Genomic DNA, 26,830 nt, shown 5'->3' with positions numbered 1-26,830 from the left:
GCCCAGTCAGCCGATTGCTGTACACGGTACCGACCTGCGGCACCGCCCGTGGCAGGTCCCGCAACAGGTCCTACAGCAGGTGGTCGGCCTTGCCGGCCTTGATGTCGGTGATGAGCGTGCGCAGGGCTTCGAGGGAGTCGGTGAGGTGGTGGTCCTCCTGGCCGTTAACGGCTATGTAGCCGTTGCCGTGGGCGTCGGTGCCGAGGCGGAAGCAGTTGCTCGCGTCCTGGCAGAAAGGGGCTTCCCAGGTGATGTGAGACATGACCAGCTCTCCTAAAGGCTGCGGGAAATGGAGTGCATGAGATCGAGGGTCTCCGCGGGCTTGAGCGCGATCCGCTGCATCTCGTCGAGTTGTATACGGTACTTGCGCAACTGGGTGCCTGAATAAAGGAACTCCCCTGCCGTGGTGCGGTCCAGGTGCACGGTGTCGAGCTGAGGTACCGGGCCGAGGGCATACAGGATCGCCTGTCCCGAACCAGGGAAAACCCCCGCGGAGAAGGGGATCGCCTGGATCGTTACGTTGTCGCGGTCTGCGGCTGACATGAGGTGACCGAGCTGGTCTCGTAGCACCGCGCGTCCACCGGCTTCGATCCGCAAAGCGGCTTCGTGGATGATCAGCGCGTAGTCCGGAGCCCCTGGCCGGTCGATGACCTGGTGTCTCTGCACGCGGTGGGCGACTCTGGCCTCGAACTCTTCGGCGGGCAACGGCGGGATGGCGGCTTGGAAGAGGGCGCGTGCGTAGGCGCCGGTCTGGAACTGCCCCGGCATGTGCGTCATTGTGCTCACACGCAATCCCTTGGCGTGCCACTCCAACTCGGCGATGTCCAGAAATGCTGCGGGCAGGCGGTCGCGATACTCCTCCCACCAACCGGTCGTGCGGTCACCGCACATGGAGACGAGCGCGTCCACCAGGGTCTGGTCTGTGCACTCGTACCGGAAGGCGATCTTCCGGACGCGCTCTGCGCTGACGCCGTGACGCCCCGCCTCGGTGTTCGTGATTACGGTCCGATTCGTTTCCAGCAGTGCGGCGGCCTGTTCGGTGGACAGTTCCGCACCTTCCCGCAGATTGCGAAGTTCCGCGCCCAGACGCTGCTGACGCGCTGTGGGATTGCTCCTCGGCGGCATGTGTTCCCTCTCGTCGCTCGCGGCTCAGTTTGCCGTCAAACGGAGTCGTTCTAGCGGCCCTTCGGCATTCGGTAGCACATGTGCCCCCCTCGGTGCTCTACTGTGAGTATCGCGCAAGCTACACACCGCAATGCCGGAAGTGCACCGCGCGTGCCTGCCCGTCTGCCTTGGGACGAGGTATGCCCGCGACCAGGGCGGCATGCCACCGGCGACCTCAACCCCCTCACGCAATCGTGGAGTTCGCCATGTCCGAGATCCCCCTCGTACCCGTCCACTGGCGCTTCCCCGCCCACCCCGCTTCCGTACGGCGGGCACGGCAGGCCGTCGCCGCATCACTGCCGGACGACTTTCGTCCCCAACTCGGCGACGACCTCGGCCTCTTGACTTCGGAGCTGGTCACCAACGCCATCCGGCACGGGACCTGGCGGGAGGACGAGGACCGTATCGAACTTGTCCTGTGGCCTGCCGACGGACACTACTGGCTCGCGGTCTCCGACCCGGGTAGCGGCAAAGCCGGACACGGTGCTGGGAAACCCCAACTGGCCTGCCCGAAGCCGGAGTCGGAGGGCGGCCGGGGGCTGATCCTCGTCGACCGCCTCGCCACCACCTGGACCGTCCGGCCCCGCCCCACACGGGGAACGTCTGTGGTCGCGGGCCTCTCCTTCCCACCTGGCGGATGACCCGCCCGGAGTGCCGTACCGGTCAGGCCGCCTCGTCGTCGATGTTCTCCTCCCGGCGGATCATCCGCCAAGCCGCCCGGCGCGCACTCTGGTTGAGTGACTGCTTGAAGCTGTCGTCGTGGCTGAAGTACTGGCGTCCCATGTCGGCGATGGTGTCGATGTGTTCGGCCATCTTGTCCTCGAAGACCTCGTCGAAGACGAGACCGAAGTTGTCCTCGTCATTGATGGCGGCGGCGCGGACCTTCGGGTCCGCCTTCGCCTCTGAGAATGGCGTGATCACGTCCTGCTCGGTGAAGTCGGTGCCGAACTTGTCGTTGAACTTCTCGATCAACTCCGACAGCAGCGACTTCTCCGTTTCCTTGGCGTCGCCCCCACCTTCGCCGAAGCCGCGCAGCTCCGCCGCTCCCTCGGAGGTCAGCGCGAGGTCGTGCTCACCGGTCTTCTGAATACGAAGGTGACTGAGGTCCACGTCCCCTATGTCCACGCCACCGTTCCCGAGCCGCGGCAGCCGGTTGAGCAGGTGGCGGCCGTAGAGGTAGAGGCATTCGAGGTCGGCGTCGCGGTAGGGCACGATCTGCGAGAGGAAGCCGTACTTGCGCACATAGTCGCTGAGATCCGCGCGGAACTGCTCAGCGGCCTTGGCGGCGTCCTCGTCGGGGTCGCCGGCCTCGTCCGTACGGTCAAGGAGGTCGGTGAACCGCTCGACGGCGGGGGCGAGTTGCCGGTACAGCTCGGCATGCAGCCGCTCCCAACGGGCCGCCGAGCCGGCCGCCTTCTCCTCGGCCGCCAGATAGGCGGCGGCGAACTCCCGCATCTCCTCCTCGACCAGGATGTAGGGCCGCATGACCTTGCTCAGCGCGGTGTAGAGGAGGTTGGGGTCCGAGGGAAGGGTGTTCGCTTCCTCGAAGTACGGGCGGAAGGACTCCTTGATGCCCTCGGCGTCGTTGACGAAGTCCAGTACGGCCAGGTCCGCCTGCGACTTGCGGTCCGCGGTGCGGTTCAGCCGGGAGAGGGTCTGGACGGCGCTGATGCCCGCGAGCTTCTTGTTCACGTACATCGTGGTGAGCAGCGGCTGGTCGAAGCCGGTCTGGTACTTCTCCGCGACGACCAGGATGCGGTACTCGCGCTGCGTCGCCGTCCCACCGGTGCGTACCGCCTTGTCGTCCTTGCGGGTGTACGCGAACGCCTTCGGCAGCGCGGACTCGGCAAGACCGCCGTTCTCCTTCGGCTCGGTCGTCTCCTCGCCGTCGTACGTCAGGGTCCCGGAGAACGCGACCAGGACGCCGGGGTCGGCGTACGCCCGGTCGCCGAGGTACTTCCGGATCGCACGGGCCATCCGCACCGCGCTGTCCCGGGAGGCCGTCACCACCATGGCCTTGGCCCGCCCGCCGAGCCGGCCGGCGGTGTGCGTGCGGAAGTGCTCGACGATCACCTGCGCCTGCTGGGTCACCGTGGAGTCGTGGGTGAGCGCGTACCGGGCGAGCAGCACATTCGCCCTGGCCGGGTCCACCTCGCGCTCGTCCGGGTTCCTGTTCACCAGCTTCCAGTACGTGTTGTACGTGACGTAGCTGCGCAGCGGGTCGAGGATGAAGCCTTCCTCAATGGCCTGACGCATCGAGTACGTGTGGAAGGGGACGTACGCCGGTGTGCCGTTGACGGTGTCCAGGGTGCCGAAGAGTTCGAGCGTCTTGGCCTTGGGCGTGGCCGTGAAGGCGAAGTAGGAGAGGTTGGCGGCCATGCTGCGCTGGATGGCCTTGCGGATGAGCTTGGCGTCGGTGGTGGCTGCCGCCGCCTCCTGCCCGGCGTTGACAGCGGCTTCCGCTTCCAGCTCGGTCGCCCCGGCCTCGTCGGAGTCCGAGTCCAGGCCGAGGTCGCGCAGGGCCGCGCGGACGTCCTTGGCGGCGTCGCCGGACTGGGAGGAGTGCGCCTCGTCCACGACGATCGCGAAGTTGTGGCCCTGTATCTCGGTGGGGTTGCGGCGCAGGTAGTCGATGAGGGCGGGGAACGTGTGCAGCGTGACGGTGATGATCTTCCCCGTCTCGCGGGAAAGCGCCTTGGCGAGCTGCTCGGACTTCGCGCCGTGCTTCTCGTCGATCTTCAACACCAGACCGGCGGTCTTCTCGAAACTGCCGACGGTCTCGCGCAGTTGGGCGTCGAGATTGCGTCGGTCGGTGATGATCACGACCTTGTCGAATACGGGCGAACCCGGCTTGAGCCCGGCGGCCAGGGCCTCGGGGTCGATCTCGGCGGGGTCAGTGGGCGTGTGCAGCGACGACAGGCGGTGCGCCAGCCAGCCGATGGTGTTCGACTTGCCGGAACCGGCCGAGGCCATGCCGAGGTAGTTGTGCCCGGCGCCGTACCGTGCCGCGTGGTCGGTGAGCTTCCTGACGATGTCCCACTGGTGGTAGCGCGGGAAGATCAGCTTCTTCCGCGTCCGCCCGTCCGGGCCCTTCTCCTTGCTGAGGTGCACGAACCGCTCGATCAGGTCCAGCCAGGTGTCCCGCTCCCAGATCTGCTCCCAGAGGTAGGAGGTCGCGTACGTGCCGGGGACGACGGGCGCCGGATTCCCCGCGCCGCCGGGCTTCCCCGGGCCCTCGGAGCCGGTGTTGAACGGCAGGAACCGTGTCGCCTTGCCCCGCAGTTCCGGCGCTACGAACACCAGGTCCGTGTCGATGGCGAAGTTCGCGATCACCCGGCGCGCGAAGATCAGCTCGGTGGGGTCGCGGTCCGTACGGTACTGCCCCTTGGCGGCCTCCACCCCCTGCCGCGTGAGGGCGTTCTTGAACTCGGCGGTCGCCAGCGGGATTCCGTTGAGGAAGAGGGTGAGGTCGAGACGCTTGCCCTTGTCCGCCTGCTTGGCCGCGTACACCAGCTCCTTGAGGTAGGTCAGCCGGTTCGCCCGGTAGTCGTCAAGCACCGCGTCCGAGGCGACGAGTGACGGCTTGAAGTACGCGAGCCTGATCAGCACGCCGTGGTCCTTCACGCCCTTGCGGAGCACGTCAAGCACACCGTCGGTGGCGATCGCCTGATCCACTCGCTGGGCGAACCCGGCCTGGGCGGTGTTGGGGTCTCCGCCGTAGAGGGCGATCAGCTGGGCCCAGTCGTCGGCCTGGGTCTTGCCGATGAACTCGTAGAGCTGGCCGGTGTCCAGGGCGAGTTGGGGCTGGAAGTGCGACCGGTTTCCTTCACGCCAACCGCGTTCAAGGAGGGCGGCGACTATGGCGTTTCCGAAGGCTGCTTCGTCGTGGACGGACATGAGCGGTTATTCCCCCCGCTTTTTCGGATTCCGGACAGGTGCTGGTGGCGCGATTACTTCTCGATGCCTCGACCGCTGGCGGTGGATACGTCGATCTGGCCGGTTACGGCGGCGGTGATGAGGGCTTGGCGGTGTTCGGTGAGCAACTTAACCTGACGCCTCGTGAGATCCTGAAGGTCAGCTGCGTTATCGGTCGCCTCGGTGATCTCTTCTATAATTTCCGACTGTTGACGCCGAGTGACAATTGGGATAGGCCACTCTTTGATATCTTCGCCTCGCAATTTGACCATCGACTGAGAGGTCCCGCGGGCTGTGGATTCGATCAATGAGCGGATTCGGCCACTCAAGGCGATCTGCATCACATATTCGGCCTTGATTTCCCCGGTCAAGCCGACTCGGTAGATGAGATCTGGCAGTAGGAGGCGTGGTGGCGGGCTGTCACCTACGACCGCAACGTCTCCGACGAGGCTTGGCGTGTTCGCGCGGGTGACGAGAAAATCGCCGGCGTGAACTTCGTGTGCTGAAGAGAACTGGACATCCGTCGGGAGTCTTTTGTTTTCTCCCGGGTGGAATTTCCCACTCTTGACAGAGCTTAGCTTCAGCACCGCCTGTTCGTTTTCTCCCTCGCGAGGGGTTGCTTCGCATTGAGGACTTGCGCCTTGCTCGATCTGTGTAACAAAGCGGCGCAATGGCACTGATTCCTGCGAATCGGCAAGTCTGTTGACCAGGGTGTCACGTACAGAGCGAACTCGTTCGACGAGTTGCATATGAACCGAGTTATTCAAGGTCAATAGGCGGTCGATGCGGGTGGTCTCGACGTCGAGGAAGTCGGCGATGCGGCGCTGTTCCGCCAGCGACGGTAGATCCACCGGCAGATCGCGCAGGAACGTGTCCGGCACCCGCTGCTGGCCTGCAACGCCGTACATCTCCGCCTCCCCTTTTTTGAGGAAGCTGTGGGTATTTACTAGGTACAAAAGGAACCGCGGGTCAAGGAGGGGCCCGGGCCGGAGTACGTGAAGCTCCGTGCTCCCTGCACCCAAACCTCGATGGAGGCTGTGAATTAGCACAGCCCGCCCGGCCTCGAACGTGGGTGTGATCTTCGGTACAAGTACGTCGCCGTCTTGAAAGCGGGTATAGCCAACGGCGATGGATGCTTTGGTCCGGCGCCGTGAGATGTCTAGTCTCTCTCCAGGCCATACGGCCTCCATGGGGAGGAAAGTGACTTCCTCCCCATTCGTAAGACGATCGAAAGCAGGCGTCAATGGATTGACGTCAGCGAGGTGCCGCAAACGCACGGTGCTCATTCCGTCACCTCCCTAAGCAGCTCCTGAATCTCAGCTTCCAAAGCCTTTAGCTCCGCATCGATCTCCGTCAACGGCCGCGGCGGCTTGTACACGTAGAAATGCCGCGTGAACGGAATCTCGTACCCCACCTTCGTCTTGCTGTGGTCGATCCACGCGTCCGGGACGTGGGGCAGGACTTCCCGCCGCAGGTACTCCTCCACGTCCTCCTCCAGCGGCACGTTCTCGTAGTCGCGCAGCTCCGGATCGGGTTCCGGCTCGCCCTTGATGCGCTGGACCTCGCCCTCCGGGTCCCGGACGCCGACCGCTTCCCGTAGCGCCTTGCTGAACGGCGCGCCCGTCGGCCACAGCACCCCGGCCGCGACGGCCGCGTCCTTGAGGTCGAGCCAGGCGTCGGACTTCGTCGCCCAGGACTTGCCGACCAGCGGGCGCAGCGCCTCCGCGAACGCCTTGGCGTCCGTGGCCCGTGCGATGGGCTTGGATGCGGTGAGGGCCGTCAGCGTCTCCTCCGTCACCTCGAAGCGGAGCTTCAACGGCCGTTCGACGGTGATCCGGTGGTACCCGAAGTCCTGGTTGCGGAAGACCTTGATCTTCCCGGCCCGGTCGGCCAAGTCGTGGCCGCCGTCCCTTTCCGCCGCGTCGACGACCGCCAGCGCCTCCGTGTAGAGCCGGGTGATCTCGGAGATGTGCTGCTCGCCCAGTTCCTTGCGCTTGTCGCCGAGCGACTTGCGCATCTTGCGCCAGTAGTCGCGGGCGTCCAGCAGGACGACCTTGCCGTGACGGTCCCTGGCCTTGCGGTTGCTGAGCACCCAGAAGTACGTGGAGATACCGGTGTTGTAGAAGAGCTGGTCGGGCAGGGCGACGATGCCCTCCAGCCAGTCGTTCTCCAGGATCCACTGACGGATCCTGGACTCGCCGGACTCCGCCGCCCCTGTGAACAGCGGGGAGCCGTTGAAGACGATCGCGATCCGGCTGCCGCCCGCCCCCGACGCGTCCACCGGCCTCATCTTCGAGATCATGTGCTGGAGGAAGAGCAGCGAGCCGTCGTTGATACGTGGCAGACCGGCCCCGAACCGCCCGCTCTCACCGAGGCGTTCGTGTTCGTCGTCGACCGCGTCCTTGACCTTCTTCCACTCCACACCGAACGGCGGGTTGGCCAGCAGATAGTCGAAGGTGGCGCCGGGGTGGCCGTCGTCGCTGAAGGAGTTGCCGTACTTGATGTTCTCCGGGTCCTGGCCCTTGATCAGCATGTCCGACCGGCAGATGGCCCAGGACTCGGGGTTGAGCTCCTGCCCGTAGACCTTGACCGTGGCGTCCGGGTTGAGGGCCGTGATGTGATCGTCGGCCGCGCTGAGCATGCCGCCGGTTCCGCAGGCAGGGTCCATGACGGTGCGGACGGTGCCCGGCAGGGCCAGTGCGTCGCTGTCCGGTGCGATGAGGAGATTGACCATCAGCCGGATGACTTCCCTCGGCGTGAAGTGCTCACCGGCCGTCTCGTTGGACTGCTCGGCGAAGCGCCGGATCAGATCCTCGAAGACATAGCCCATTTGGTGGTTGGAGACGATCTCCACCGGCTCGCCGTCCTCGCCGAGCACGACATTGCCGTCGTCGTTCCGCTCCACCGGCCGCAGGTCGAGGTCGGCGAAGCGTCCGACCACCTGGTACAGCAGGTTCGCTGTGTCCAGCCGCTTGATTTGCTGGGTGAAGTCGTAACGCTCCAGGACTTCCCGGGCGTTGGGGGAGAAGGCGCCGTAGTACTCGATGAGGTGCTTCGCTGCGTGCGAGGCGTCGCCCGCGATGGCCTTCAGTGTGTAGGCGCTGGTGTTGTAGAAGCGGTGGCGGGACGCGAGGCGCAGAACGCGGTCCGGGTTCATGTCCTGGTTCGCGTACTTGGCGGCGGTCTCCAGGACCTTGTCCTTGGTCGGAGCCAGGACGCACTCCAGGCGCCGCAGCACGGTGAACGGGAGGATCACCTTGCCGTAGTCGGACTGTTTGTAGTCCCCGCGCAGGAGGTCGGCGACCGACCATGCATGGTTCGCCAGCTCCGTGTGCTTACTGCTCTTCAACGCTGTCCTTCCGGAGTTTCGCCGTCCCCGAGGGACGGAGGGGGTCAAGTCTGGCCGCTCGCGATGCACGGCCGAACGTTTCACGCCGATCCGTGACCCCGTGGCAACAGGGCGCCGCCGGTGAGTCCGGTACTGAGGAGACGGGTGACATCCTCGGCGGCCCGGTCGGCGCGGCGGGCGGCGGTGCGCAGCTGGTGGAGGTGGCGGAACGCGGCGCCGTAGCGCTGCTGTTCGGCGAGGGGGAGCAAGGGAACGCGGAGTCGCCGGGGGTCCACTCGTACGACGGAGGTACCGGTGGCCGCAGCGTTGACGTTCTGCTCCGCGGAGAGGAACCCGGCCAGGAACCAGGAGTCGAGGCGGCGCCGGTCCGGGCGGAAGAGCAGCAGCTGCGGCCCGAGGAAGCAGCCCGCCTCGTCCGCTTCGACGACCCGGGTCACTGCGCTGTGTCCCACCTGGAGCAACTCGGTGAGCAGCACATCGCCTCCCTGGATCAGGGGGAGGGCGGTGTCGGTGGGAAGGTCCGTATCCGTTCCGGAGGCGGGCCGACTGTTCAGGACGTCGGCAGCCGTGAGCGTCGGCCGTCCGCCGGATACCGGTCCGGGCGGCGGCTGTGCCCGGCCGCTGCGGGTCGTCCGGCGGCCTGCGAGCGGGGTGTGCAGCAGGCTGAGAGCGCCGCCGCGCAGCAGATCCGCGAGCGTCGCCGTGCGCCATTCGCGGGGGCGGTCGTCGGCCGGTGGCCAGTCCCCTTCGGCGCTGATGCTGGTCAAGTCCCTTGTGGCTTGCTGTAGTTGGCCGTACAGCTCGGAAGTCCGGCGGGCCAGCTGAGCGGGGTGCAGGGTTTGCCGGGAGGCGGCTGGGATGTGGCGGGCCGGAGTCAGGTCCACAGCCTCGTCGAGGAGGTCGGTGAGGGGCACCGCGCCGGCGATGCCCGGGGTTGCGGTGAAGCTGTCCCGGTCGGCGAGGTACGGCCGCCAGGCCGAGAGCACGGTGTTGTGGATGGCGGCCCAGTCGAGATCCCGGTTCCCGGACGATGCGGCGGCATCGACGAGCAGTACCGTCCCCGGGGCTTCGGCCCGCGGATCCGGCCGTTCGAGCACCCAGAGGTGCAGGCCGATGTGGAGCGGGGTGGCCGCGCCCTGGGGAAGCGCGACAACCGAGCGGAGGGCCCCGTCGCGTACGAGCTGCGCACGGATACGCCGGCCTGCGGTGCGCTCCGCGACGGCGGGCGGCATGAGAAGCACGGCACGGCCGCGGGGCGCGAGATGGGCCAGACAGTGCTGGACCCAGGCGAGTTCGGGCTCGCCCTTGGGCGGCACACCGTAGGCCCAGCGCTGGTCGTACGCCAGCCCCTCGTGCCCCCAGTCGCGGACACCATAGGGCGGATTGCACAGCACGGCGTCGGCGGTGAGGCCCGGGAAGGCGTCGGAGCGCAGGCTGTCCCCGGTACGTACGGAGATCACCGCCTCGGGAGTGCTCAGCCGGAGCCGCGCGGCGGCCTGGGCGGCCTGGGCGAGCAGTACATCCTGGCCGTGCAGTGCGGTCGCGCCCGCGGATGCCGCCGCCGCGAGCAGCGATCCGGTGCCGCACGCGGGGTCGAGAACGCTCGAGGGGAAGACGCCCGCGCTGTCGGCCAGCAGCCGGGCCATGAGGGCGGCCAAGGGGCGCGGCGTGGGGTAGGTTCCGGAGCCCCGGGCGTCCTCAAGCAGGCGTTCGGCCAGGACATCCGTCGTGGCCTCGGCGCCCGCCACGACGACGCATCGCACCAGGGCCCTCAGCGGCCCGGCCATGTCGTCGCTGTATACGGGGTATATGGGGCTGTCGATTCCGGGAATGTCCTGGGATCTCTCGCCCGCAGCCGCCCGGACCCATCGCAGCAGCGCGTCGTCAGGCAGTCCGGGAAGGGCTTCGCGCTCTCTTCGGTCCAGCCGGGCGGCCCCGAGGACCGCGGGGAGCAAGTGGAGGGCCAGTTCCCGTCCTCCGTCGCCGGAGCGGCCGCGCAGTGCGGTGCGCAGTTCGTCCGCCGGTGTGTCGTCGGGGAGTTGGCCACGGGCGGAGAGCCAGGCACGCACGGCGTCGAGGTCGTAGGTGGGGCTGCTGTCCGTGCCTCCGGCCGGGGCGGGAAAGTCCGGATGCCGACGGCGCCAGTTGCTCACCGTGGCGCGGGTGACCCCGGCCAGCCGGGAGACATCGGCGGCGGTCACGAGGGCACTGGCCTGCTGTTTCATGGGCTCCTGCCGGTGACATAGGGGCGGGTGGGCTGGACGGGCCCCACTCTATACCGGTGTCCCACGGAGTTGAAGTGTTTGACAGTGCTTTCAGTTGCCGCTCTACTGGATGTGCTTTCACTCGGCTTCCCGGTTCTCTCGGGGCTCCGAGGCATCCCCCTGCCCTCAACTCCTTGGACGGAGCGGCGCCATGGCGACCCGGACCTCCGGCACTTCCTACGCATCCAGCACCTCCAAGCGCACCCTGTACCGACTCACGGGTGTCGCTCCTACCGTCGACGCGATGTTCGACGTGCTCGCCCCGGAGAGGCTCGAAGCCGTCGACGCGGAACTGCACTTCCCGGGAGAGCAGCTGGGGGTTCCGGCACTGCTCGTCACGGGCAGCTTTGAGCAGCCGGTCGCGAGCTGGTGCGGCGAGATCGCCCGTACCACCGGGTGCGAGGTGTCGCGTCCGGTGAACCGGTCGGCCGGGTTGCTGATGCTCGCGGTCGACGGTGAGGTGTACGCCATCGGCTACGACCAGGGATTCCGCCTGGTGCCCGATCGCGTCAAGGATCGGCGGTTCGGACTGAGCTTCGTGATCCGCAGGGTGGACCCCGCCCAGATCCGCGACCTTGTCTCCCATACGCCGGGCGGCGGACGGACGGACATCACCCTCGTCCCCGGCGGCACTCCGGTCTGGAGTCTGGGCATCCAGGAGCACGCGCAGATCGTGCGCCGGCTGGGCGGCCGACTGGACGGGATGCGGCTCACGATCGGTCAGGACAACCGTACGAAGGTCTCCGGCGTCGAGGGCGGTACCGGGTTGCGGATGCGGCTCGGCGTCGACGCGGCGGACCTGGTCGCGGACATCCGGGCCATCGCCCGTGTCCTCAGGGAGGAGGCCCCGAGCCCGGCACTGGAATTCGTCGAGCACATCGTCCCGGTCAAGGACGACGACCTCGTCACGCGGCTGGAGGCGCGGCTCGACGGCATGCTCGGCGAGCAGCCGGACGGGCGCATCGCGGTCGCCGTCCCGTCCGACCACTGGGACGACTACACCGCCGCCCAGGCGTTCGCCACCAAGGTGCACAGCGCGGAGGCGTACCTCACGGACGACTTCAGCCTGGAGTACGTCCTCGACCGGGCCCGCGTGCAGAGGCCCGGAACGCGCTTCGCCGCGCTCCGGGACGGCACGGTCACCCTCTACTCGCACACCCGGGCAGCGAAGGACGACGTGATCCGGACGTCACACGTGCTGCGCTGGATCGAAGCGGAAGTGGCCCTCGGCGCCCGCCGGTTCTTCCTGCTGGACGGGCAGTGGTACGAGATCGGCGAGGCGTACCTGGAGGCGATTCGCTCGCAGGTCGAGCGGCTCATCGCCCGCACGCCCTCGGTCGACCTTCCGGCCTGGGTGCTCGGGGACACGGAGCGGACGTACAACCAGTCGGTGCCCGACCTGCGGCTCGGGTACGTCTGCTTCGACCGTGACAATGTCCGGACGGCCCTGCACCGGGGCAACGGCGTGGAGATCTGTGACCTGCTGAGCCCGGACGACGTCCTGGTCATGGTGAAGCGGGCCAAGGGGTCCGATGCGCTGAGCCATCTGTTCGGGCAGGCCCTGGTCGCCGTACAGACCCTGCTGCACTCGCCGGAGGCCGCGGACGTGTTCGCCCGGAAGGTGGCCGCGGCCCGGCACGGCCGGCCCCTGCCGGAGGGATTCCGGCCGTCGAAGGTCGTCTTCGCGATCCTGCTGAAGAGCGGAACCGACCTCGCCGCCGACACGCTGTTCCCGTTCTCCCAGGTCACCCTCGTGCAGACAGCCAAGATGCTTGAGACGTGGGGCATCGCCGTCGAGGTCATCGGGATCCAGGCCATGGCGGTGCCTCCGGGCCGGGCGGGAATCCGTCACCTGGCCGCGTAGCGGGCCCATTTAAGGTCACCCGTGCCGAATTGCGGACGGATGGGGTACCCCCTACCGGAAACACGCCCCCACCCTCACGAGTCACTCGTGCTCTGGGGGGAACCACTTCGTGTCCATGCGCCTGCTGAGGCGCTGTTCCGCCCTGCAGTTGTTTGGGCTCGCAGCCTTCGCGACCACCGTCATGTTCGCCCGCAGAATGCGAAGGTAGCCGCATGGAGTCGGACCCGGGTGTTTCGAGCGCATCGGGTAGACCGTCTGACCGAGATAGCAACGAAGATGCCGTCCGGACCGCTGCAGGGCGAGATGACGTAGCCATCAAGGTAGCCACAGACAGTGCACTCCCTCCGCGTCTGCAAAGGTCATAGCACGGCGATGGCACTGCCCGGCATACAGCCCACTCGTCTGCCATTTCTCTGCTCAGAGCCCGATAGGCGGAGCCGGTCAAGGAAGACGCTGACGGGTCGCCGTCCAAACCAGAAGCTCGTCGCGGATGGGGCCAGGTGCCAGGTAGCCGACCAGTCTGTCCACATGGGCCGTCAGGTTCTTGTGCCACCGCAGCTCGCGGATCTGCTCTATGGCCAGGTCACGCCATCGATCGGCGAGAGCGGCGGCCTGAGCTGGCGTGCACGTGAGTGCCGCCAGTGTGTCGGACGCCAGCGCGTCGGGGCGCCAGTCGAGGTCCGTGTCATCGGGGCCCAACTGGTCGATCACCCACATCCGGAGCATGAAGTCCTGCTGGCAGACCCGGGCGTGACCTCCTGTGCTGTCGGTGCGCATGTGCCGGCTCGCGAGCAACGACAGTTTCGCCCATCGGCGGCGGACTTCCTGGGTGTGGGTGGGGTCGTAGGCGCGTGCCTGCGCCGCGATGCGGGCTGTCTCAAGCTGCTGACCGCAGGCGTCATGGATGTATGTGCGCAGCTGATCGATCGTCCACGTGCTCAGATCGTGTCTGGGTTCTCCTCGATCCGGGTCGGTGCTCAAGCGTCCCTCCTGGTCGATCGGGGTGTCGTGGAGGCGAACGAGGCAGCCGCGCGGCTTCCCCTCGTGCCTCGTGAGTAGCACGAGTGAGTTGTCTCAAGATCCCCTACGAGTGACTTTTGTCGTCGCTTGTTGTCGGTGCCGTTAGATACGCTCGGTGCTCAAGTGATCCGCATGCGTGGTGAGTTGCGCGTGCGACCGACCGGCACGGGGTGGGCGTATGAAGTTCGACATGGGATCGACGACGTTGTCCGATCTCGGCAAGAGCACGCTGGGTTCCACTGACGACCTGGGGACGTTGATCCAGCAGTTGATCGCGGCGGCGGAGCCGCTCGAGGGGAAGTTCAACGGTACGGGCAAGGTGGCCTTCGACTCGTTCAAGCTGCGGGCGGACGAGATCACCGGCGCGCTGAACGGCTCGTTGTCCTCGATCCTGGGCGGTCAGTCCGGCATGGACGTGGCGTTCGGGACGGGTGACCAGGAGCAGGGCGACAACGCCCACCAGAACATGGGTGCCGCGAACTTCGACGGCGCACGTTTCTCGGGCTGATCGAGAACTACGGGAGGGGATTCTTCGCGATGGCAGGGACACAGGACAGGCTCTCGTACGACACCGGGGCCTCCGGTGATGTCCAGGGCAGCCTGGGCGTGATCATCGGTCGGCTGGAGCAGGTGCTCGCGGACCGCGACCGTGCCGTGAAAGCGGCCATGGCCGACTACCAGGCGGACGGGGTCTCGGACGAGTACCACGGCAAGGAAATCCGCTGGAACAAGGCCGCGAACGAGGTGCGCGAGATCATCCGCCTGGTCCGCAGCACCTTGGAGAACAACGACTCGACGGCGCAGTCGACGCTCGCCAAGGCGCGCGCGGCGGTCCACAACATCGGCTGACCGCGTCGGCCGCGGCGGTGCGGGGGCGCCGCCGCGAGGGGGAAGCGGGCGCGGGAACACTGGGGCGAGGAGGGGGTATTCAGTGACGTCGTGGGACATCGACCCTGCCGGCGTGCGAGGGGTGCTGCAGAAGTCGGGGGAGGCTGCCGAGGGCCTTGGCAAGGTCGGTACGCAGTTGCAGAAGACCTTCCCGGAAGCGGCGAAGCACGCGGGGACGGCGATCGCCGGTGGTGAGTTGAAGCCCGGCACTCCCGGTCTGGTGGGATCCGCGCTTGGTGTGTTCGTCCGGCAGTGGCAGAAGAACCTGGCCTACGTCGCCGAGCGCACCGAAGCGTCGTTGAAGGGCGCGGCACTGGCGACCACCGAGTACCACCGGGGCAATCTGACCATGGCCGCCAAGGCGCAGGAAGAAGCGCTGAAGGTGCCGGAGATCGACCTGCCCGGCGTTCACGGAGGGCAGGGAGGACAGGGGGGTGGTGGGCGATGAGTGACGCGAAGCTGATCGTTCCCGACGCGATTCCTCAGTTCACCGGGGACGTCGAGGAGTTGACGTCGGATGTGCTGGCGCTGACCGGTTTCGCGACCCTGTTCCGGCACCAGGGTGCGCAGGTGCACCAGCGCTTCCAGGGCCTGTCGGCGTGCTACGAGGCGCCGGAGGCGGAGCAGTTGTTCGCCACCACCAAGCCCGTGGAGACAAAGACGGACGCGTTTGCCGACCAGCTGGGGCAGGTGGCTTCCGCGCTGAGGACGTACGGCGACGAGGTGGCGCCGCTGGCGAAGAAGCTTCGGGCGTTGAAGACCCAGGCCGCGCTGTTCGTCGCGAACGACGTCGACACGGATGAGGACTGGCGCGAGGACAAGGACAAGGTCGACCTGAACAACGACCTGTGGCATGACGTGAATGCCACGGTGGAGGCGTTCGAGGCCGCGGAGGCGGCCTGCCACAACAAGATCACGGCGCTGGTCGGCGGTATCCAGGTCAAGCCCAGCCAGGACGGTACGACCAGTTGTGGCACGTACGGCTTCGAGGAAGGGCTGCTCGACAAGGCCGGCGAAACGCCGTGGGGTGTGCCGGTCGAGCGCGAGTACACCGGTCTCGCATGGGTCGGGCACCAGGCCAAGAGCTATGTGTGGGACGGCTTCGTCATCGACGGCGTCGTCGGCACGGTCAAGGGCCTGGGCACGCTGTTCGGCAAGGACGGCTGGGGCACCGCGGGCCAGGCGTGGCTCGGGCTGGCCAAGCTCGGCAACGGCCTTGCGCTGACGCTGTCCCCGGCGGCGGGTGCGTACTGGCTGGCCCCGGCCGACAAGCTCCCGCCCGGTATACAGGAAACGCGTACGGCGCTGAAGGAGACGGGCAAAGCGCTGATCGCCTACGACCAGTGGAGCAAGAACCCGTCCAGGGCGGCGGGAGCGGTCACGTTCAATGTGCTCACGACGGTGGCGACGGGTGGCGCGGGGGTCGCCACGAAGAGCGGGGCTGCGGCCAAGGCGGTTGCGGCTGCGAGCAGGGTCGCCCGGGCTGTGGATCCCGTCACGTACGTCGTCAAGGCGGGGGCGTACACCGGGGCCAAGGTCGGTGACCTGTTCGGACGACTCAAGACTCTGGGCACTGGCGGGACGACCTTTGACGCTCTGTCGGATCTCGGACGCCTTCAGGCGGACGAGGCGGCCGTCCCACTTCCCAGCCGAGTGGCGGAGATGGACCCCAATGCCATCCCCTATCGGACGGCTTCGGGCGAGATCGCGTACATGGTTCGGGGCGGTCCGCTGGTCGACGAGAGCGGCAAGATCCTGCAACACCTTGACGAGATCCGGCGCGAGCCTTCGGCGGCGGAGCGGGCAGCGGCTCACTCGGAGACACCGACGCAGACGGATTTGCTACGCGAACCCGCCCTGACAGGGGCTCGGGCAGGGGACGAGGGCATCAGGAGCGCAGGACGCACAATCGGCGAATGGCCGAGTGTCACTCGTCCTGATTCTGTTGGGCGGGACGGTGTTGGTTCAACGTCCGCAGAGAGTGTGCGTGGCCCGATGGCGAGCCACGACACAGGCGACAACGCTGTGCCAGGCCAGGGAGGTTCGGGGGCTCACAGCAACGGGGGTGGTGCGTCAAGTAGTGAAGCGCATGTGCGCGGTGGCGAGTTCCAAGGCTCAAGTGATGGGGGGCGGGGGACTGCAGATCGAGGGGACGGTACTTCGGCCCTCCCTCCGGACCCCTTGCCCGGAGCGAACACGCCGCTTGCGCCTGAATTCGTAGATGATCTCCTGAGTGGCGAGCGTCCACTTTCAGAAGTTCCCATCGAAGCGCGCGAAGTCGTGGCGGAGACCCTTGAGGCTCGGTACGGAATTCCAAAGGAGACTCTGAATCACGTACTGTTTGGCGAAGTGAAGGATGGTGCGGCGCAGGGCTGGCATGTGTACGACGAGAACTTCCCGGATCGAAGCATCCTTCCCGGAACTCTGCAGGTGCAGGCGAACGGTGTCAGGTTCTCCAGAGTTGCGATGCGTGACCTGAACGGAAACTGGGTGGTCAAGAATTCCATGTGGCACACGTTTTTCCCCGCGGATTGGACCGTTCGTGACCTTGTAGAGGTAGGAAAACTACTTGAAGGGCAGACACCCAAGAAAGGGAAGGTGAAGATCCCCCATAAGGGATTGGATATTGTAGGGCTGGTCGACTCCAAGGGATTGGCTACCTTTTTCCCCAGGAAGGGTGGTGCTTGATGTCGCGTGCGATCTGGTCTTTTCATTACGACGAGGATGACTTCCTCATTGCGGAGAATCCTGAGATGGAGTCCTCGGTGGTGCTCGCTGTCTCCGACTACCTGGATGACGCCTTGGGTACAGGCGGAATCGAAGTGCTCATCTCCGAGTGGCGCTCGGTCGGGCAAGCTGATGGCCCTGAAGGGCTGGGATTTAATGCGACGCTCGCCACTCTCGACAAGGGGCAAGTCACCATTAAGTCATTCTATGAGCAATTTGAGACCGTATCGCTCAAGGAGGAGGACTTCCTCGCTGCAGTGACTGACCTTCGAGAGTATCTACGGGGAGAGGAAGGTCGCTGACGGCATCGCTGCCCGAAGTTCGCGATGGGTGGCGGACCCGATCAGGAGACGCTGTACGAATCGATATCGACGACCCTGAAGCGGAAATGGATGAAAGTGAGCAACTGTTCTACCAAGGCGTTCCGTTCACCGGCGAAGCGGTAGAGCTCCAACGAGGTGCCGTGGTCAGCCTCAACACCTACAAGGAAGGCGTTGAGGATGGCCCGATTCGACAGTGGTACGTCGATGGGGTTTTGAGGTCCGAGGGCGTCATGCGCGACGGATTTCCTGTCGGAGAGTTCAGGAAGTGGCATCACAATGGGGTGTTGGCTGCTCGAACGATCATGAGTGAGGACGGCCTGCACCAGCTCACGATCTTCGAGTGGGACGAGAGCGGAGAGCTAACAAAAGAATGGCATGCGGGCCAAAGGTGAGATTCGGGTGGGCGAGTCGGAACGGCCCCATCTTCGGTGCTCGTGACCGACGGGGCGGTTGAGGATGAACAGGGAGCTAGCCACATTCGTCGGTACGTATCTCCATTTTGAGCGGGTATACGACGCTGGCGACTCTCTGCGTCCCACATTGCTCGGATTCAGTGAGTCATTTGTCGCAGGAGTTCGTGAAGGGTTCGCTGAAGTTCTGCGTGAGTGCAGTATGACGCTCGGCGAGTATGAGCGTCTGACTGAAATTGAGTTTCCGGACGATGATTCGCTCTATGCCTACCTGGAAGATATGAACGCCTATCTCTTTGAGGGGCGGGAGGAGCAGCCAGCTCCGCCGGAAGAATGACACTGCGGTATAGGTTCCGAAACCCTTCCGGGGCCCGGGGGTCCCGGGGAGCAGTGACCCGACAAACCAACGAAAGTGAGCAACCGCCCCCATGGCCGCAGCCCAGGACTACGACAGCCAACTCCTCGAGTCGGTGTCGGTCCGTCGTCGTCGTTTGCGGGATGCGTTGTTGTTCGGGGGGCAGCGGCAACGGCGGTCGGTGGATGAGCGGTTGGGGAAGGTGTTCGCCGGGATTGTGATCGCGGCTGTGTTGTGTGCGGGGTGTGTGGGGTGGTCGTTCATCTCCAACAGGCTTGCGGGGCAAGGTCCGTTCGGGTCCTCGAAGTCGAGTTCGGCGCCGCCTTCTCCGGTGGATTCGTCACCCTCCGTGTCCGTTCCAAAGGCTCCCGGTGATAGGTTCGAACGGTGATATCTGGGGGAGGAACAGCGAGCCGCACGGCGCTCAGCCGGGTCACTTTGGTCGGTGAGCGGCGGCGGGTGGATCTCGTACTTCCGTCGCGGGAACCGATCGGTCTGCTGCTGCCCGAGGTTTTGTGGTTGCTGGACGACGAAGTGTCCGCGCGGCCGCAGTTGAGGCATCTGGTGCGGGCCGACGGTTCGGTGCTCGCCGAGGACGGCACGCTGGAGTCGGCCGGTGTGGCCGACGGCGCGGTACTGCGGCTGGTGCGAGTCGAGGACGCTCCCTCTGCTCCCGTTGTTCACGATGTCACGGACGAGACCGCGGGCGACCTTGACGTACGGGCGTGGCGGTGGGGGCCCGAGACCGGGCAGGCCGTGGCAGGAGTCGCCGCAGTCGTATGGGCGGGCGTTGCCGGGGTGCTGGCCCGCGAGGAGTTCGGTGACCTTGCCGTTGGGGGCGTGCTTGTTGCTGTCGCGGTCCTGCAGGCGCTTGCCGGGGCGCTGTTGGGGCGTGCGCGGCGTCACGGTCTCGCCGCCACCCTGATTGCCTCTGCCACCGTTGTTGGTGTGTTGGGGGCCTGGACGCTCGGTGACGCGTACGACTGGCCGGGTGCTGTACAGCTCGCCGCTGTGGCCGGTGCTGTCACCTTCGCTCTGGTGCTGCTCGGAGTCTTCACGCCGTTCGGGCGTGGGGGACTGGTCGGTGCTGCCGCACTGGGCGCGACTGCCGGTGCCTGGGAAGTCGCCCTGGCCGTGCAGTCGGGCGGCCGGGCCGCGGAGGACGCCGCCCGTGCGGGGGCGTTGTTGGCCGTGTTGTCGGTGGTGGTGCTCGGCGTGCTGCCACGGCTGGCGCTGATGGCTTCCGGTCTGTCGGGGCTGGATGACAAGCGTTCGGCCGGGGTGTCGGTGAGCCGGTATCAAGTCACCGTGGCACTCGCGGCCACCCACCGTGGGCTGGTGCTCGCCACGGTTGTTGTTTCTGCCTCGGCGGCCGTTGCCGGTGTTCTCGTGTTGCGGTCGGTGTCGGTGTGGACTGTCTTGCTCGCGATCGGCGCGACTCTGGTTCTCGCCCTGCGTGCCCGGGCCTTTCCGCTGACCGTCGAGGTTGTGGCGGCTCTCGTGGCTGCGGCCGTCGTGGCTGTCCGGTTGGTCTGGGTCTGGCTGGACCACACGGGTGCCGCCGGCCCCCTGGCTGCCCTGGTGGCGTTTGCCGCCCTCTTGCTCGTCGTGCAGGCGGTCCGGCCTGCCGAGCATGTGCGCGTACGGCTGCGGCGACTCGGTGACGTTCTCGAGTCGGTGGGCGCCATCGCCCTGTTTCCGCTGGTGATCGGGGCGTTCGGCGTGTACGGCCGGCTGCTCGACACCTTCGCGTGAGGGCGCCGGAATGACCCAGGGCGACTGGCAGCAGGACGTGTTGCGGCAGCTGAGACACAGCGGTACCGGGCGTACCGGGCCGGAAGCAGCCCAGCCGCAGTCGTCCACCGGACAGCAACAGCATCAGCAGCCGCAACCGAACGGATCCCCGCAGCTGCCGCAAGCCCCGGTCGACCCCCGACAGCCGACGATGCCCGCGGACCCCCGCTTGAAGGCCCCGGCCGCCCCGGCTGCTCCGGTCGCCCCGGCAGGCCAGCCCGTACAGGCCCCCGCTCCGCACCCCCAGCCCCCTGCCGGCGGACGGGCAAAGCCGTCCTCGGCCCCGCGTCTCCCGGCGGGCCCCGCCCCCGAGTCCGTCCCCACCCTCGACCCCCGCCTCGCCGTCGCCCTCGGCAAGCCGGGACGCGGAGACACCGTCGCCCGCCGCACTGCGACCTCCCTGCGCAAGCTCACTTCCTCCGCCGCCCGGGACGTCGCCGAAGAGACCCGGCTGGCGCAGGAGTTGCAGCGGCCGGTGACCACCGGGCGGGTCATCGCCGTCACCTCCATCCGGGGCGGGGTGGGCAAGACGACGGTTTCCGCCCTGCTCGGCCGTACGTTCAACCACTACCGTCACGATCCCGTGCTCACCCTGGAGGCGGACACCGCCCTCGGCACGCTTCCTGTGCGGATGGGCGCGGAGTCGGTGCGCTGGTCGTGCGCCGACCTGGCGCAGATCCTCAGTCCCGAGATGAACCTCACCGACATCACCGGCTACCTCGTACCGGTGGCCGACGGCGGCTGGCTGCTCCCCGCGAGCCGGGGGCGGGTCGGCGGGATGCTCGACATGCGGATCTACCGCACGGTGACGCTGGCCCTGCGCCGCTACTTCGCGGTCACGGTGGTGGACTGCGAGTGCCTGCCGGGCGAGGTGGCGCGTACCGCGATGGACACCGCGCACGCGCGGGTGGTCGTGGCACCGATGACCGCGGAAGGGGTCGGGGGTACCCGCGTGGTCCTCGACTGGCTGGCGCAGCTCCCGCACTCGGCGCTCGCCACGACGGTCGTGGCGCTGACCGCCAACTCACCTGATCTCGCACTCGACTTGAAGGCTGCCACCGCCCATCTCCGGGAGGCCGGGACCACGGTGGTGCCCGTGCCCTACGACCGTCACCTCGCCGCAGGAGGACCGATCCATACCGCCCGCCTAGCCCAGTCCACCCGGCAGGCGGCCACGCGTCTGGCTGCCGAAGCGATGGAACGGGCGGTACGGGTGCGATGACCCAGCATCTGATCCACCGGCCGGCCCGTGCCACTCGGCCGCTTGCCCCGGCCGAGCCCAGGACTGTCGAACCGCCGCCCAACCTCCCCGAGGGCAAACTGGGCACCGCGGCCACGGCGCTGCTGCCGATGGCGGGGATCATGGGCTCGGTCGTGATGATGACCGTGATCCGCTCCAGCCAGTTCGCGGGGCTGGGCGCGGTGGTCCTGGTCGTGGCGCTCCTCGGCGGAGTGGGCCTGTTCCTGTCCCAGCGGGGCAAGGCCCAACGCACCCGTCGTACGCAGCGTGAGCGGTATCTGGAGTACCTGGAGGAGCTGCGTGAGGACCTCGGTGCCGCCGAACGCGAGCGCCGCGCGGCGGCCCGCGAGCTGAGCCCGGCGCCCCAGGCGCTGTACGACCTCGCGCGTGATCCCGCACGGCTGTGGGAACGGCGGCGTACGGACCCGGACTTCCTGTGCGTCCGCCTCGGCACCGGCGACGTACCCGTGCAGACGCTGGAGATCGGGCAGCACAGTGGCGGGGGAGTGCTGACGCCGCCGGACCCGTTCATGCTCAACGAGGCACGTGCGCTGCAGGGCCGGTTCGCCGTGACCTCCGATTTCCCGCTGACGGCCCCGTTGGACCGGGCCGGAAACGTCAGCATCATCGGGGATCGCGACGGCGTACTCCAGGTGGCGCGGACGCTGCTCGTACAGACCGCCGTCACCCACGCACCCGACGATGTCGCGATCGCCCTGGGCGTTCCGGGCGACGAACTATCGGCGTGGGAATGGGTGAAGTGGCTGCCCCATGTCCTGGACGCGCAGGAGCAGGACGGGCCCGTCCCGGCCCGGCGGATCGCCACCGGGCTGCCCGACCTGGCCCGGCGGTTCGGCGCGGAACTGCGGCGCCGTGCCTCGTACGCCGCCGAGGTGCGGCGCGGCCTGTCCGGCAGAGACGCGCTGAAGCTGACCGACCGGCTGCTCGTGGTCAGCGACGAGTACGGCGGCAACGCGGTCGAACTTCCCCGTCCGGACAGTGCCGTTGGCCTGTCCGACATGGGCGTGACCGTCCTGCACCTGCTGAGCGAACAGGTACAGGAGCCGGATCATGTCAGTGTCCGTATCACCGTCGACGAGAACCGCGTCACGGTCCAGGACCTGCGGGATGCGAACGCTGTGGCCGTGCACGGGACCCTGGACACCCTCAGTCCGGCGGGGGCCGAAGGACTGGCCCGGATTCTGGCACCGCTGCGGCTGTCGGCCGAATCGGCGGCCGAAGGCGCCCCGGTCTCGGGGCCGGTGGACTTTCCCGCACTGCTCGGCATCGACGACCCGGCACAGGTTCGTGTCGAAGAGCTGTGGGCGCCCCGCACGGAGCGGGACTTCCTGCGCGTACCGATCGGCCTGAACGACCGGCACGAGGCGGTGCTGCTCGACCTGAAGGAGTCCTCCGAGCTGGGCATGGGGCCGCACGGCCTGTGCGTGGGGGCGACCGGGTCCGGCAAGAGCGAACTCCTGCGCACCCTTGTCCTCGCTCTCGTGGCCACCCACTCTCCCGAGGACCTGGCCATGGTCCTGGTCGACTACAAGGGCGGCGCGACCTTCGCCCCCTTCACCACCCTGCCGCATGTCGCAGGTGTGATCACCAACCTGGAGAACCAGGCCGATCTGGTGGAACGGGTCCACACCAGCCTGGCCGGAGAGGTCAAGCGCCGACAGCAGGTCCTCAAGGACGCGGGCAACGTCGCCGACATCGGCCACTACGCGGCGCTGCGCACCAAGCGGCCGGAGCTCGACCCGCTGCCGCACCTGTTCGTCGTCATCGACGAGTTCGGTGAACTGCTCACCGCCAAGCCCGACTTCATCGACCTGTTCCTGTCGATCGGCCGGATCGGCCGCTCGATCGGCGTGCACCTGCTGCTGTCCAGCCAGCGCATCGAATCGGGCAAGCTCAAGGGCCTGGAGACCTATCTCTCGTACCGGCTCGGGCTGCGCACCTTCTCCGCCGACGAGTCACGCACCGTGCTGGACACGGTCGACGCCTTCAACCTGCCGCCGCTGCCCGGCTTCGGCTACCTCAAGGTCGACACCTCGACCTACGAGCGCTTCAAAGCCGGTTATGTCTCCGGCGCCTACCGAGGCCCCGCGCTACGGGAAACGGGGCGGAACGAGCCCCGGGCGTGGCCCTATCCGGCGTACCGCAGCAGCACGGGCGACGACCCGGCACAGGCGGAAGCCCCCGCGCAGCCGGGAGTACGTGAGCGCGAGACCGGTCCGACCGTCATGTCCGTCGTGGTCGACCGGTTGTCCGAGGCCGGGGCACCGGCCCGGCGCATCTGGCTCCCGCCGGTGCCGGAGGCGATCGCTCTCGACGCGGCGGCGGGGCCGGTGGCGGTGTCCGAGCGTGGACTGCACCTCGCGCGGCAGTCGAGCGCGCTCCAGGTCCCGCTCGGAGTGCTCGACGATCCGGCCAGGCAATGGCAGGGGCAGTGGCTCCTGGACCTGAACGTAGCCGGTGGGCACACCGCCGTAATCGGCGGCCCGCAGTCGGGCAAGACGACCTTGCTGCGCACCCTCGCCCTCTCCCTGGCGCTCACCCACACCCCGGCCGAAGTCGCCCTCTACGGCCTCGACTTGGTGGGCGGCGGGCTCTCCGCCATCTCCGGGCTGCCACACGTCGGCGGTGTCGCGGGCCGAGCCGACCGGGAGCGGGCTGCCCGCACGGTAGCCGAGGTCCGTGCCATGCTGGAGCGACGCGAGGAACTGTTCCGCGAGCACGGGATCGACTCCGTGGAACAGCTCAGGCGACGACGCCGCCAAGGCGAGCTGACCGAACTCGGCTCGACCGACATCGTGCTGCTCGTCGACGGCTTCGGTGCGCTGCGCGAGGAGTTCACAGACCTCGACGAACCCGTCGCCGACCTGCTCAAACGCGGCGGCGGCTACGGAATCCACGTCGTCGCGGGCATGCTGCGGTGGAACGATGTCCGTATCGCCGTCCAGTCGATGTTCGGCAGCCGGATCGAGCTGCGGCTGAACGACCCGAGTGATTCCAGCATCGACCGCAAACTCTCCGAGACCATCAGCGCGGAGACCCCCGGCCGCGTCCTCACCGACCAGAAGCTGTTCGCCCAGGTGGCCCTGCCCCGCCTCGACGGACAGCCGTCGGCGGCGGACCTCGGGGCCGCGCTGGAACAGGCCGCGGACACCGTACGGGCGACCTGGCCCGGTGAACTCGCTGCCCCGGTAAGGGTGTTGCCCACCAGGATGCCCGCGACCCGGCTGCCCTCCCCGGCGGCCGAGCCGACGAGAGTCCCCCTCGGCGTCGACCAGGACTCCCTGTCCCCCGTACTCCTCGATCTGTTCGAGCAGGACCAGCACTTGCTCATCCTCGGCGACAACGAGTGCGGCAAGACCAACCTGCTGGGGCTCATCGCCACGCAGTTGGTCGAGCGCTACTCCGACAAGGAACTGGTCTTTGGTGTCTTCGATCCGCGCCGGGGACTGCGCGGAGTGATTCCCGAGCCCTACCGGGGCGGGTACGCGCACAACGCGAAACTCGCCGGGGCCCTCGCCACCGGAATCGCGGGCGAGTTGGAAAAACGCCTGCCCGAGACCGCCGACCCGGACGAACTCACCACCGAACCGGCCTTCACCGGGCCGCGCATCGTCATCCTCGTCGACGACTACGACATCCTCACCACAGCGGGCCAGCAACCCTTGAACGCGTTCCTGCCCTATGTCTCCTCGGCGCAGGACATCGGCCTGCACTTCGTGATCGCCCGCAGAGTCGCCGGTTCCTCCCGCGCCCTGTACGAGCCGCTGTTGACCACCCTCAGGGAAACCGGCACCACGGCTCTGCTGATGACCGGTGACCGAACCGAGGGGCAGATCTTCCCCGGCCTGTACGCCTCCGCGCAACCAACGGGTCGCGGCACCCTGGTCCGTCGTGGCCGACGCCACCAGCTCATACAGACCGCCCTCGTCGGCACCCCCGACACATCAATTGGACCGGACACAGCGGAAGGCGCCGGACAGTCGTGACCAAGGACGTCATCGCCCTCACCCCGAAGATGCCCGACGCCCGCACACTGATCGCGGGCCTCTACGCCGGTGGCCCCGACCTCGCTCTCGGCAGCGTTCACGAGGACGCGATCATCCAGCTCCGCAGCCGGGACGGTCGGCCACTCGTAAGCGTCGAAGCTCCCGTCCTCGTCCAGGTTCCGGGGGAGGCCGAGCGCCTGCTCGGCAGTGAACTGCCGCTCCCTCAAGGCCCGTTCTGGTGGACGGAAGCCCGCGCGACGACGGCCGTGGCCGGTGCGGAACAGCTCGCGGGTTCTCTCTGTGCCCGCCTCGTCGCCCTGCTGGGCGGCACGGCCTGGCCCCCGGGGACGGCGGCGCTCGGAGTCGTACGGATCCCGGGTGAGGAAGGCACCGAAGCAGAGGGCGGCCACGACCCACTCGCCGAAGACGAGGCACCCGAGCAAACCTCCGACAGGACACGAGAGCAGACCTCCGAAGGGACGCGTGAGGAGGCCCTGCCCGCTGTCGACGTCCTCACCCCGTCGACCGCCGTTGTCCTGGCGGACCGGCCGGTGGTCCCCCTGACCGCGTGGCTCTCCGAAGTCCTCCGGGCCACCGCCGACTCGGGCCGCGCCCTGCACATCGTCACCCCCTCACACGCCCGCCTGAGCCTGCCCCTGCGCACCGCCCTGACCGGCGCACCCAACCGCTGGGTTGTCCAGGACCCCGAAAGCGGCTACTACGACGGCCTCTCGGGCGCCCAACTGCACTGGCACGACGGCACTTTCACCCCCAGGCCGCAAGGGAGCGAGAACGGCGGCCCCACCCCCGTCGCGAAAGCCTTCGGCGAACCCTCCGAGGCATCCGGGCAGGGACAGCAACTCGTACTCTCCTTCCGGGTACTGCACGAGGCATCCGCCGCACTCGAACTCGGCGGAGCGCTCGAAGAGGCATGGAACGCGCTCACCGGCACACCGCCCCTCGGATGGGGCACCGCGGAGCCCGTCAACTCACCATGGTCCAAGCGCCAGTTGACAGATCTCGCCCGAGGACGCGCACCCCAGCCCACACAATTCCTCGCCGTGGGTGCCCCGGACCGCCCGGCGCTCGCCGTCGAACGCGTCAGCCGTACGCGGGGCGGCGTCGCCGAAGACGTCACGCTCACCGTCGGCTGGAGCACCGACGAGACGCTGCCACTGGACGCCATCGAAGCCCTCGCCCGAACACTGGTCGCCGAGCACGGTCTCACGGCCATGCTCGCCAGCGTCCGCACAGCGCGCCGGGACCTGGCGGTGCCCCCACACTTCGAGCCCCCACCGGCCCCGGTCTCCTTCACCCTGGGCGCCACCGACGTACGCAACATCGGCCTGACCCACGCCCGGCGTCCCCCTCTGCCTCTGCGCTCAGTCCAGCTCGGCCCCGCGACAGCTCCCGCGCTGCACTACCGGCTGGGCGAGGGACGCGACGCCAACGCGTGGACCGCACTGGAACAGCTCACGGCGCATCTTGGGCAGGCGCACGTCTCTTGAGG

Annotated in this window: 21 protein-coding genes; 14 read left to right on the top strand and 7 right to left on the bottom strand. The window is 67.6% G+C overall.

Features of this window, described 5'->3' with window-relative positions:
* Nucleotides 1-70 precede the first annotated feature (70 nt).
* Nucleotides 71-262: a hypothetical protein gene (locus HUT18_RS07165; RefSeq protein ID WP_176098828.1), complete on the bottom strand. Its 192-nt coding sequence runs from the start codon at nucleotides 260-262 to the stop codon at nucleotides 71-73.
* Between the two features lie 11 nt (nucleotides 263-273).
* Nucleotides 274-1,125, bottom strand: coding sequence for a helix-turn-helix transcriptional regulator (locus tag HUT18_RS07160; RefSeq protein WP_176098826.1), 852 nt, complete (start codon nucleotides 1,123-1,125; stop codon nucleotides 274-276).
* A gap of 245 nt (nucleotides 1,126-1,370) precedes the next feature.
* Here HUT18_RS07160 and HUT18_RS07155 point away from each other — a divergent pair, with 245 nt between their 5' ends.
* Nucleotides 1,371-1,805, top strand: coding sequence for an ATP-binding protein (locus HUT18_RS07155; RefSeq protein WP_176098824.1), 435 nt, complete (start codon nucleotides 1,371-1,373; stop codon nucleotides 1,803-1,805).
* Nucleotides 1,806-1,827: 22 nt separating this feature from the next.
* On the opposite strand, the gene HUT18_RS07150 is transcribed toward HUT18_RS07155, so the two are convergent.
* The 4 genes from HUT18_RS07150 to HUT18_RS07135 all read right to left on the bottom strand — a co-directional run bounded on the left by HUT18_RS07150 (nucleotide 1,828) and on the right by HUT18_RS07135 (nucleotide 10,653).
* Nucleotides 1,828-5,061 carry a type I restriction endonuclease subunit R gene (locus HUT18_RS07150; protein WP_176098822.1) on the bottom strand — a complete coding sequence of 1,078 codons (3,234 nt, stop codon included), beginning with the start codon at nucleotides 5,059-5,061 and terminating at the stop codon, nucleotides 1,828-1,830.
* Between the two features lie 53 nt (nucleotides 5,062-5,114).
* Nucleotides 5,115-6,269 carry a restriction endonuclease subunit S gene (locus HUT18_RS07145; RefSeq protein ID WP_254878943.1) on the bottom strand — a complete coding sequence of 385 codons (1,155 nt, stop codon included), beginning with the start codon at nucleotides 6,267-6,269 and terminating at the stop codon, nucleotides 5,115-5,117.
* Nucleotides 6,270-6,361: 92 nt separating this feature from the next.
* Entirely contained in the window at nucleotides 6,362-8,428 is a 2,067-nt protein-coding gene (locus HUT18_RS07140; RefSeq protein ID WP_176098818.1) for a class I SAM-dependent DNA methyltransferase, read from the bottom strand.
* A gap of 80 nt (nucleotides 8,429-8,508) precedes the next feature.
* Nucleotides 8,509-10,653 (bottom strand): N-6 DNA methylase, encoded by a 2,145-nt coding sequence (locus tag HUT18_RS07135; protein WP_176098816.1) that lies wholly within the window; start codon nucleotides 10,651-10,653, stop codon nucleotides 8,509-8,511.
* A 190-nt stretch (nucleotides 10,654-10,843) separates the two neighbouring features.
* Between HUT18_RS07135 and HUT18_RS07130 the strand changes: the two genes are divergently transcribed.
* Nucleotides 10,844-12,556, top strand: a complete 1,713-nt coding sequence (locus HUT18_RS07130; RefSeq protein ID WP_176098814.1) for a TIGR04141 family sporadically distributed protein — start codon at nucleotides 10,844-10,846, stop codon at nucleotides 12,554-12,556.
* Nucleotides 12,557-12,997: 441 nt separating this feature from the next.
* Here the strand turns inward: HUT18_RS07130 and HUT18_RS07125 are convergent, their stop codons facing one another.
* Nucleotides 12,998-13,537 (bottom strand): hypothetical protein, encoded by a 540-nt coding sequence (locus HUT18_RS07125; RefSeq protein WP_176098812.1) that lies wholly within the window; start codon nucleotides 13,535-13,537, stop codon nucleotides 12,998-13,000.
* A 217-nt stretch (nucleotides 13,538-13,754) separates the two neighbouring features.
* On the opposite strand from HUT18_RS07125, the gene HUT18_RS07120 reads away from it, so the two are divergent.
* The 12 genes from HUT18_RS07120 (at nucleotide 13,755) to HUT18_RS07070 (ending at nucleotide 26,828) form a co-directional block, all read left to right on the top strand.
* A complete protein-coding gene (locus HUT18_RS07120; protein WP_176098810.1) occupies nucleotides 13,755-14,084 on the top strand; it encodes a hypothetical protein in 330 nt (109 codons plus the stop codon).
* A 29-nt stretch (nucleotides 14,085-14,113) separates the two neighbouring features.
* Nucleotides 14,114-14,425, top strand: a complete 312-nt coding sequence (locus HUT18_RS07115) for a pore-forming ESAT-6 family protein (RefSeq protein ID WP_176098808.1) — start codon at nucleotides 14,114-14,116, stop codon at nucleotides 14,423-14,425.
* Between the two features lie 82 nt (nucleotides 14,426-14,507).
* Nucleotides 14,508-14,912 carry a DUF6507 family protein gene (locus tag HUT18_RS07110; protein WP_303246533.1) on the top strand — a complete coding sequence of 135 codons (405 nt, stop codon included), beginning with the start codon at nucleotides 14,508-14,510 and terminating at the stop codon, nucleotides 14,910-14,912.
* Nucleotides 14,909-17,152 (top strand): EndoU domain-containing protein, encoded by a 2,244-nt coding sequence (locus tag HUT18_RS07105; protein WP_176098805.1) that lies wholly within the window; start codon nucleotides 14,909-14,911, stop codon nucleotides 17,150-17,152. Before HUT18_RS07110 ends, HUT18_RS07105 begins: the two co-directional genes overlap by 4 nt.
* Nucleotides 17,152-17,493: a hypothetical protein gene (locus HUT18_RS07100; RefSeq protein WP_176098804.1), complete on the top strand. Its 342-nt coding sequence runs from the start codon at nucleotides 17,152-17,154 to the stop codon at nucleotides 17,491-17,493. The genes HUT18_RS07105 and HUT18_RS07100 overlap by 1 nt, the downstream gene beginning before the upstream one ends.
* An 86-nt stretch (nucleotides 17,494-17,579) precedes the next feature.
* Nucleotides 17,580-17,906 carry a toxin-antitoxin system YwqK family antitoxin gene (locus HUT18_RS07095; protein WP_176098802.1) on the top strand — a complete coding sequence of 109 codons (327 nt, stop codon included), beginning with the start codon at nucleotides 17,580-17,582 and terminating at the stop codon, nucleotides 17,904-17,906.
* A gap of 220 nt (nucleotides 17,907-18,126) precedes the next feature.
* Nucleotides 18,127-18,261 (top strand): hypothetical protein, encoded by a 135-nt coding sequence (locus tag HUT18_RS34145; protein WP_303246532.1) that lies wholly within the window; start codon nucleotides 18,127-18,129, stop codon nucleotides 18,259-18,261.
* A gap of 91 nt (nucleotides 18,262-18,352) precedes the next feature.
* Nucleotides 18,353-18,670 carry a hypothetical protein gene (locus tag HUT18_RS33590; RefSeq protein ID WP_254878461.1) on the top strand — a complete coding sequence of 106 codons (318 nt, stop codon included), beginning with the start codon at nucleotides 18,353-18,355 and terminating at the stop codon, nucleotides 18,668-18,670.
* Between the two features lie 68 nt (nucleotides 18,671-18,738).
* On the top strand, nucleotides 18,739-20,034 hold the full coding sequence (eccD, locus tag HUT18_RS07085) for a type VII secretion integral membrane protein EccD (RefSeq protein WP_254878460.1): 1,296 nt from the start codon (nucleotides 18,739-18,741) through the stop codon (nucleotides 20,032-20,034).
* 10 nt (nucleotides 20,035-20,044) lie between these two features.
* Nucleotides 20,045-21,295 (top strand): MinD/ParA family protein, encoded by a 1,251-nt coding sequence (locus HUT18_RS07080; protein ID WP_176098798.1) that lies wholly within the window; start codon nucleotides 20,045-20,047, stop codon nucleotides 21,293-21,295.
* Nucleotides 21,292-25,320 carry a type VII secretion protein EccCb gene (gene eccCb, locus HUT18_RS07075; protein WP_176098796.1) on the top strand — a complete coding sequence of 1,343 codons (4,029 nt, stop codon included), beginning with the start codon at nucleotides 21,292-21,294 and terminating at the stop codon, nucleotides 25,318-25,320. The genes HUT18_RS07080 and eccCb overlap by 4 nt, the downstream gene beginning before the upstream one ends.
* Nucleotides 25,317-26,828, top strand: a complete 1,512-nt coding sequence (locus HUT18_RS07070; RefSeq protein ID WP_176098794.1) for a DUF6177 family protein — start codon at nucleotides 25,317-25,319, stop codon at nucleotides 26,826-26,828. The genes eccCb and HUT18_RS07070 overlap by 4 nt, the downstream gene beginning before the upstream one ends.
* Nucleotides 26,829-26,830: the final 2 nt, after the last annotated feature.

It is taken from the genome of Streptomyces sp. NA04227 (assembly GCF_013364195.1).
In the GTDB taxonomy this organism is placed as follows: domain Bacteria; phylum Actinomycetota; class Actinomycetes; order Streptomycetales; family Streptomycetaceae; genus Streptomyces.
This window is presented reverse-complemented; position numbering and strand designations above follow the sequence as displayed.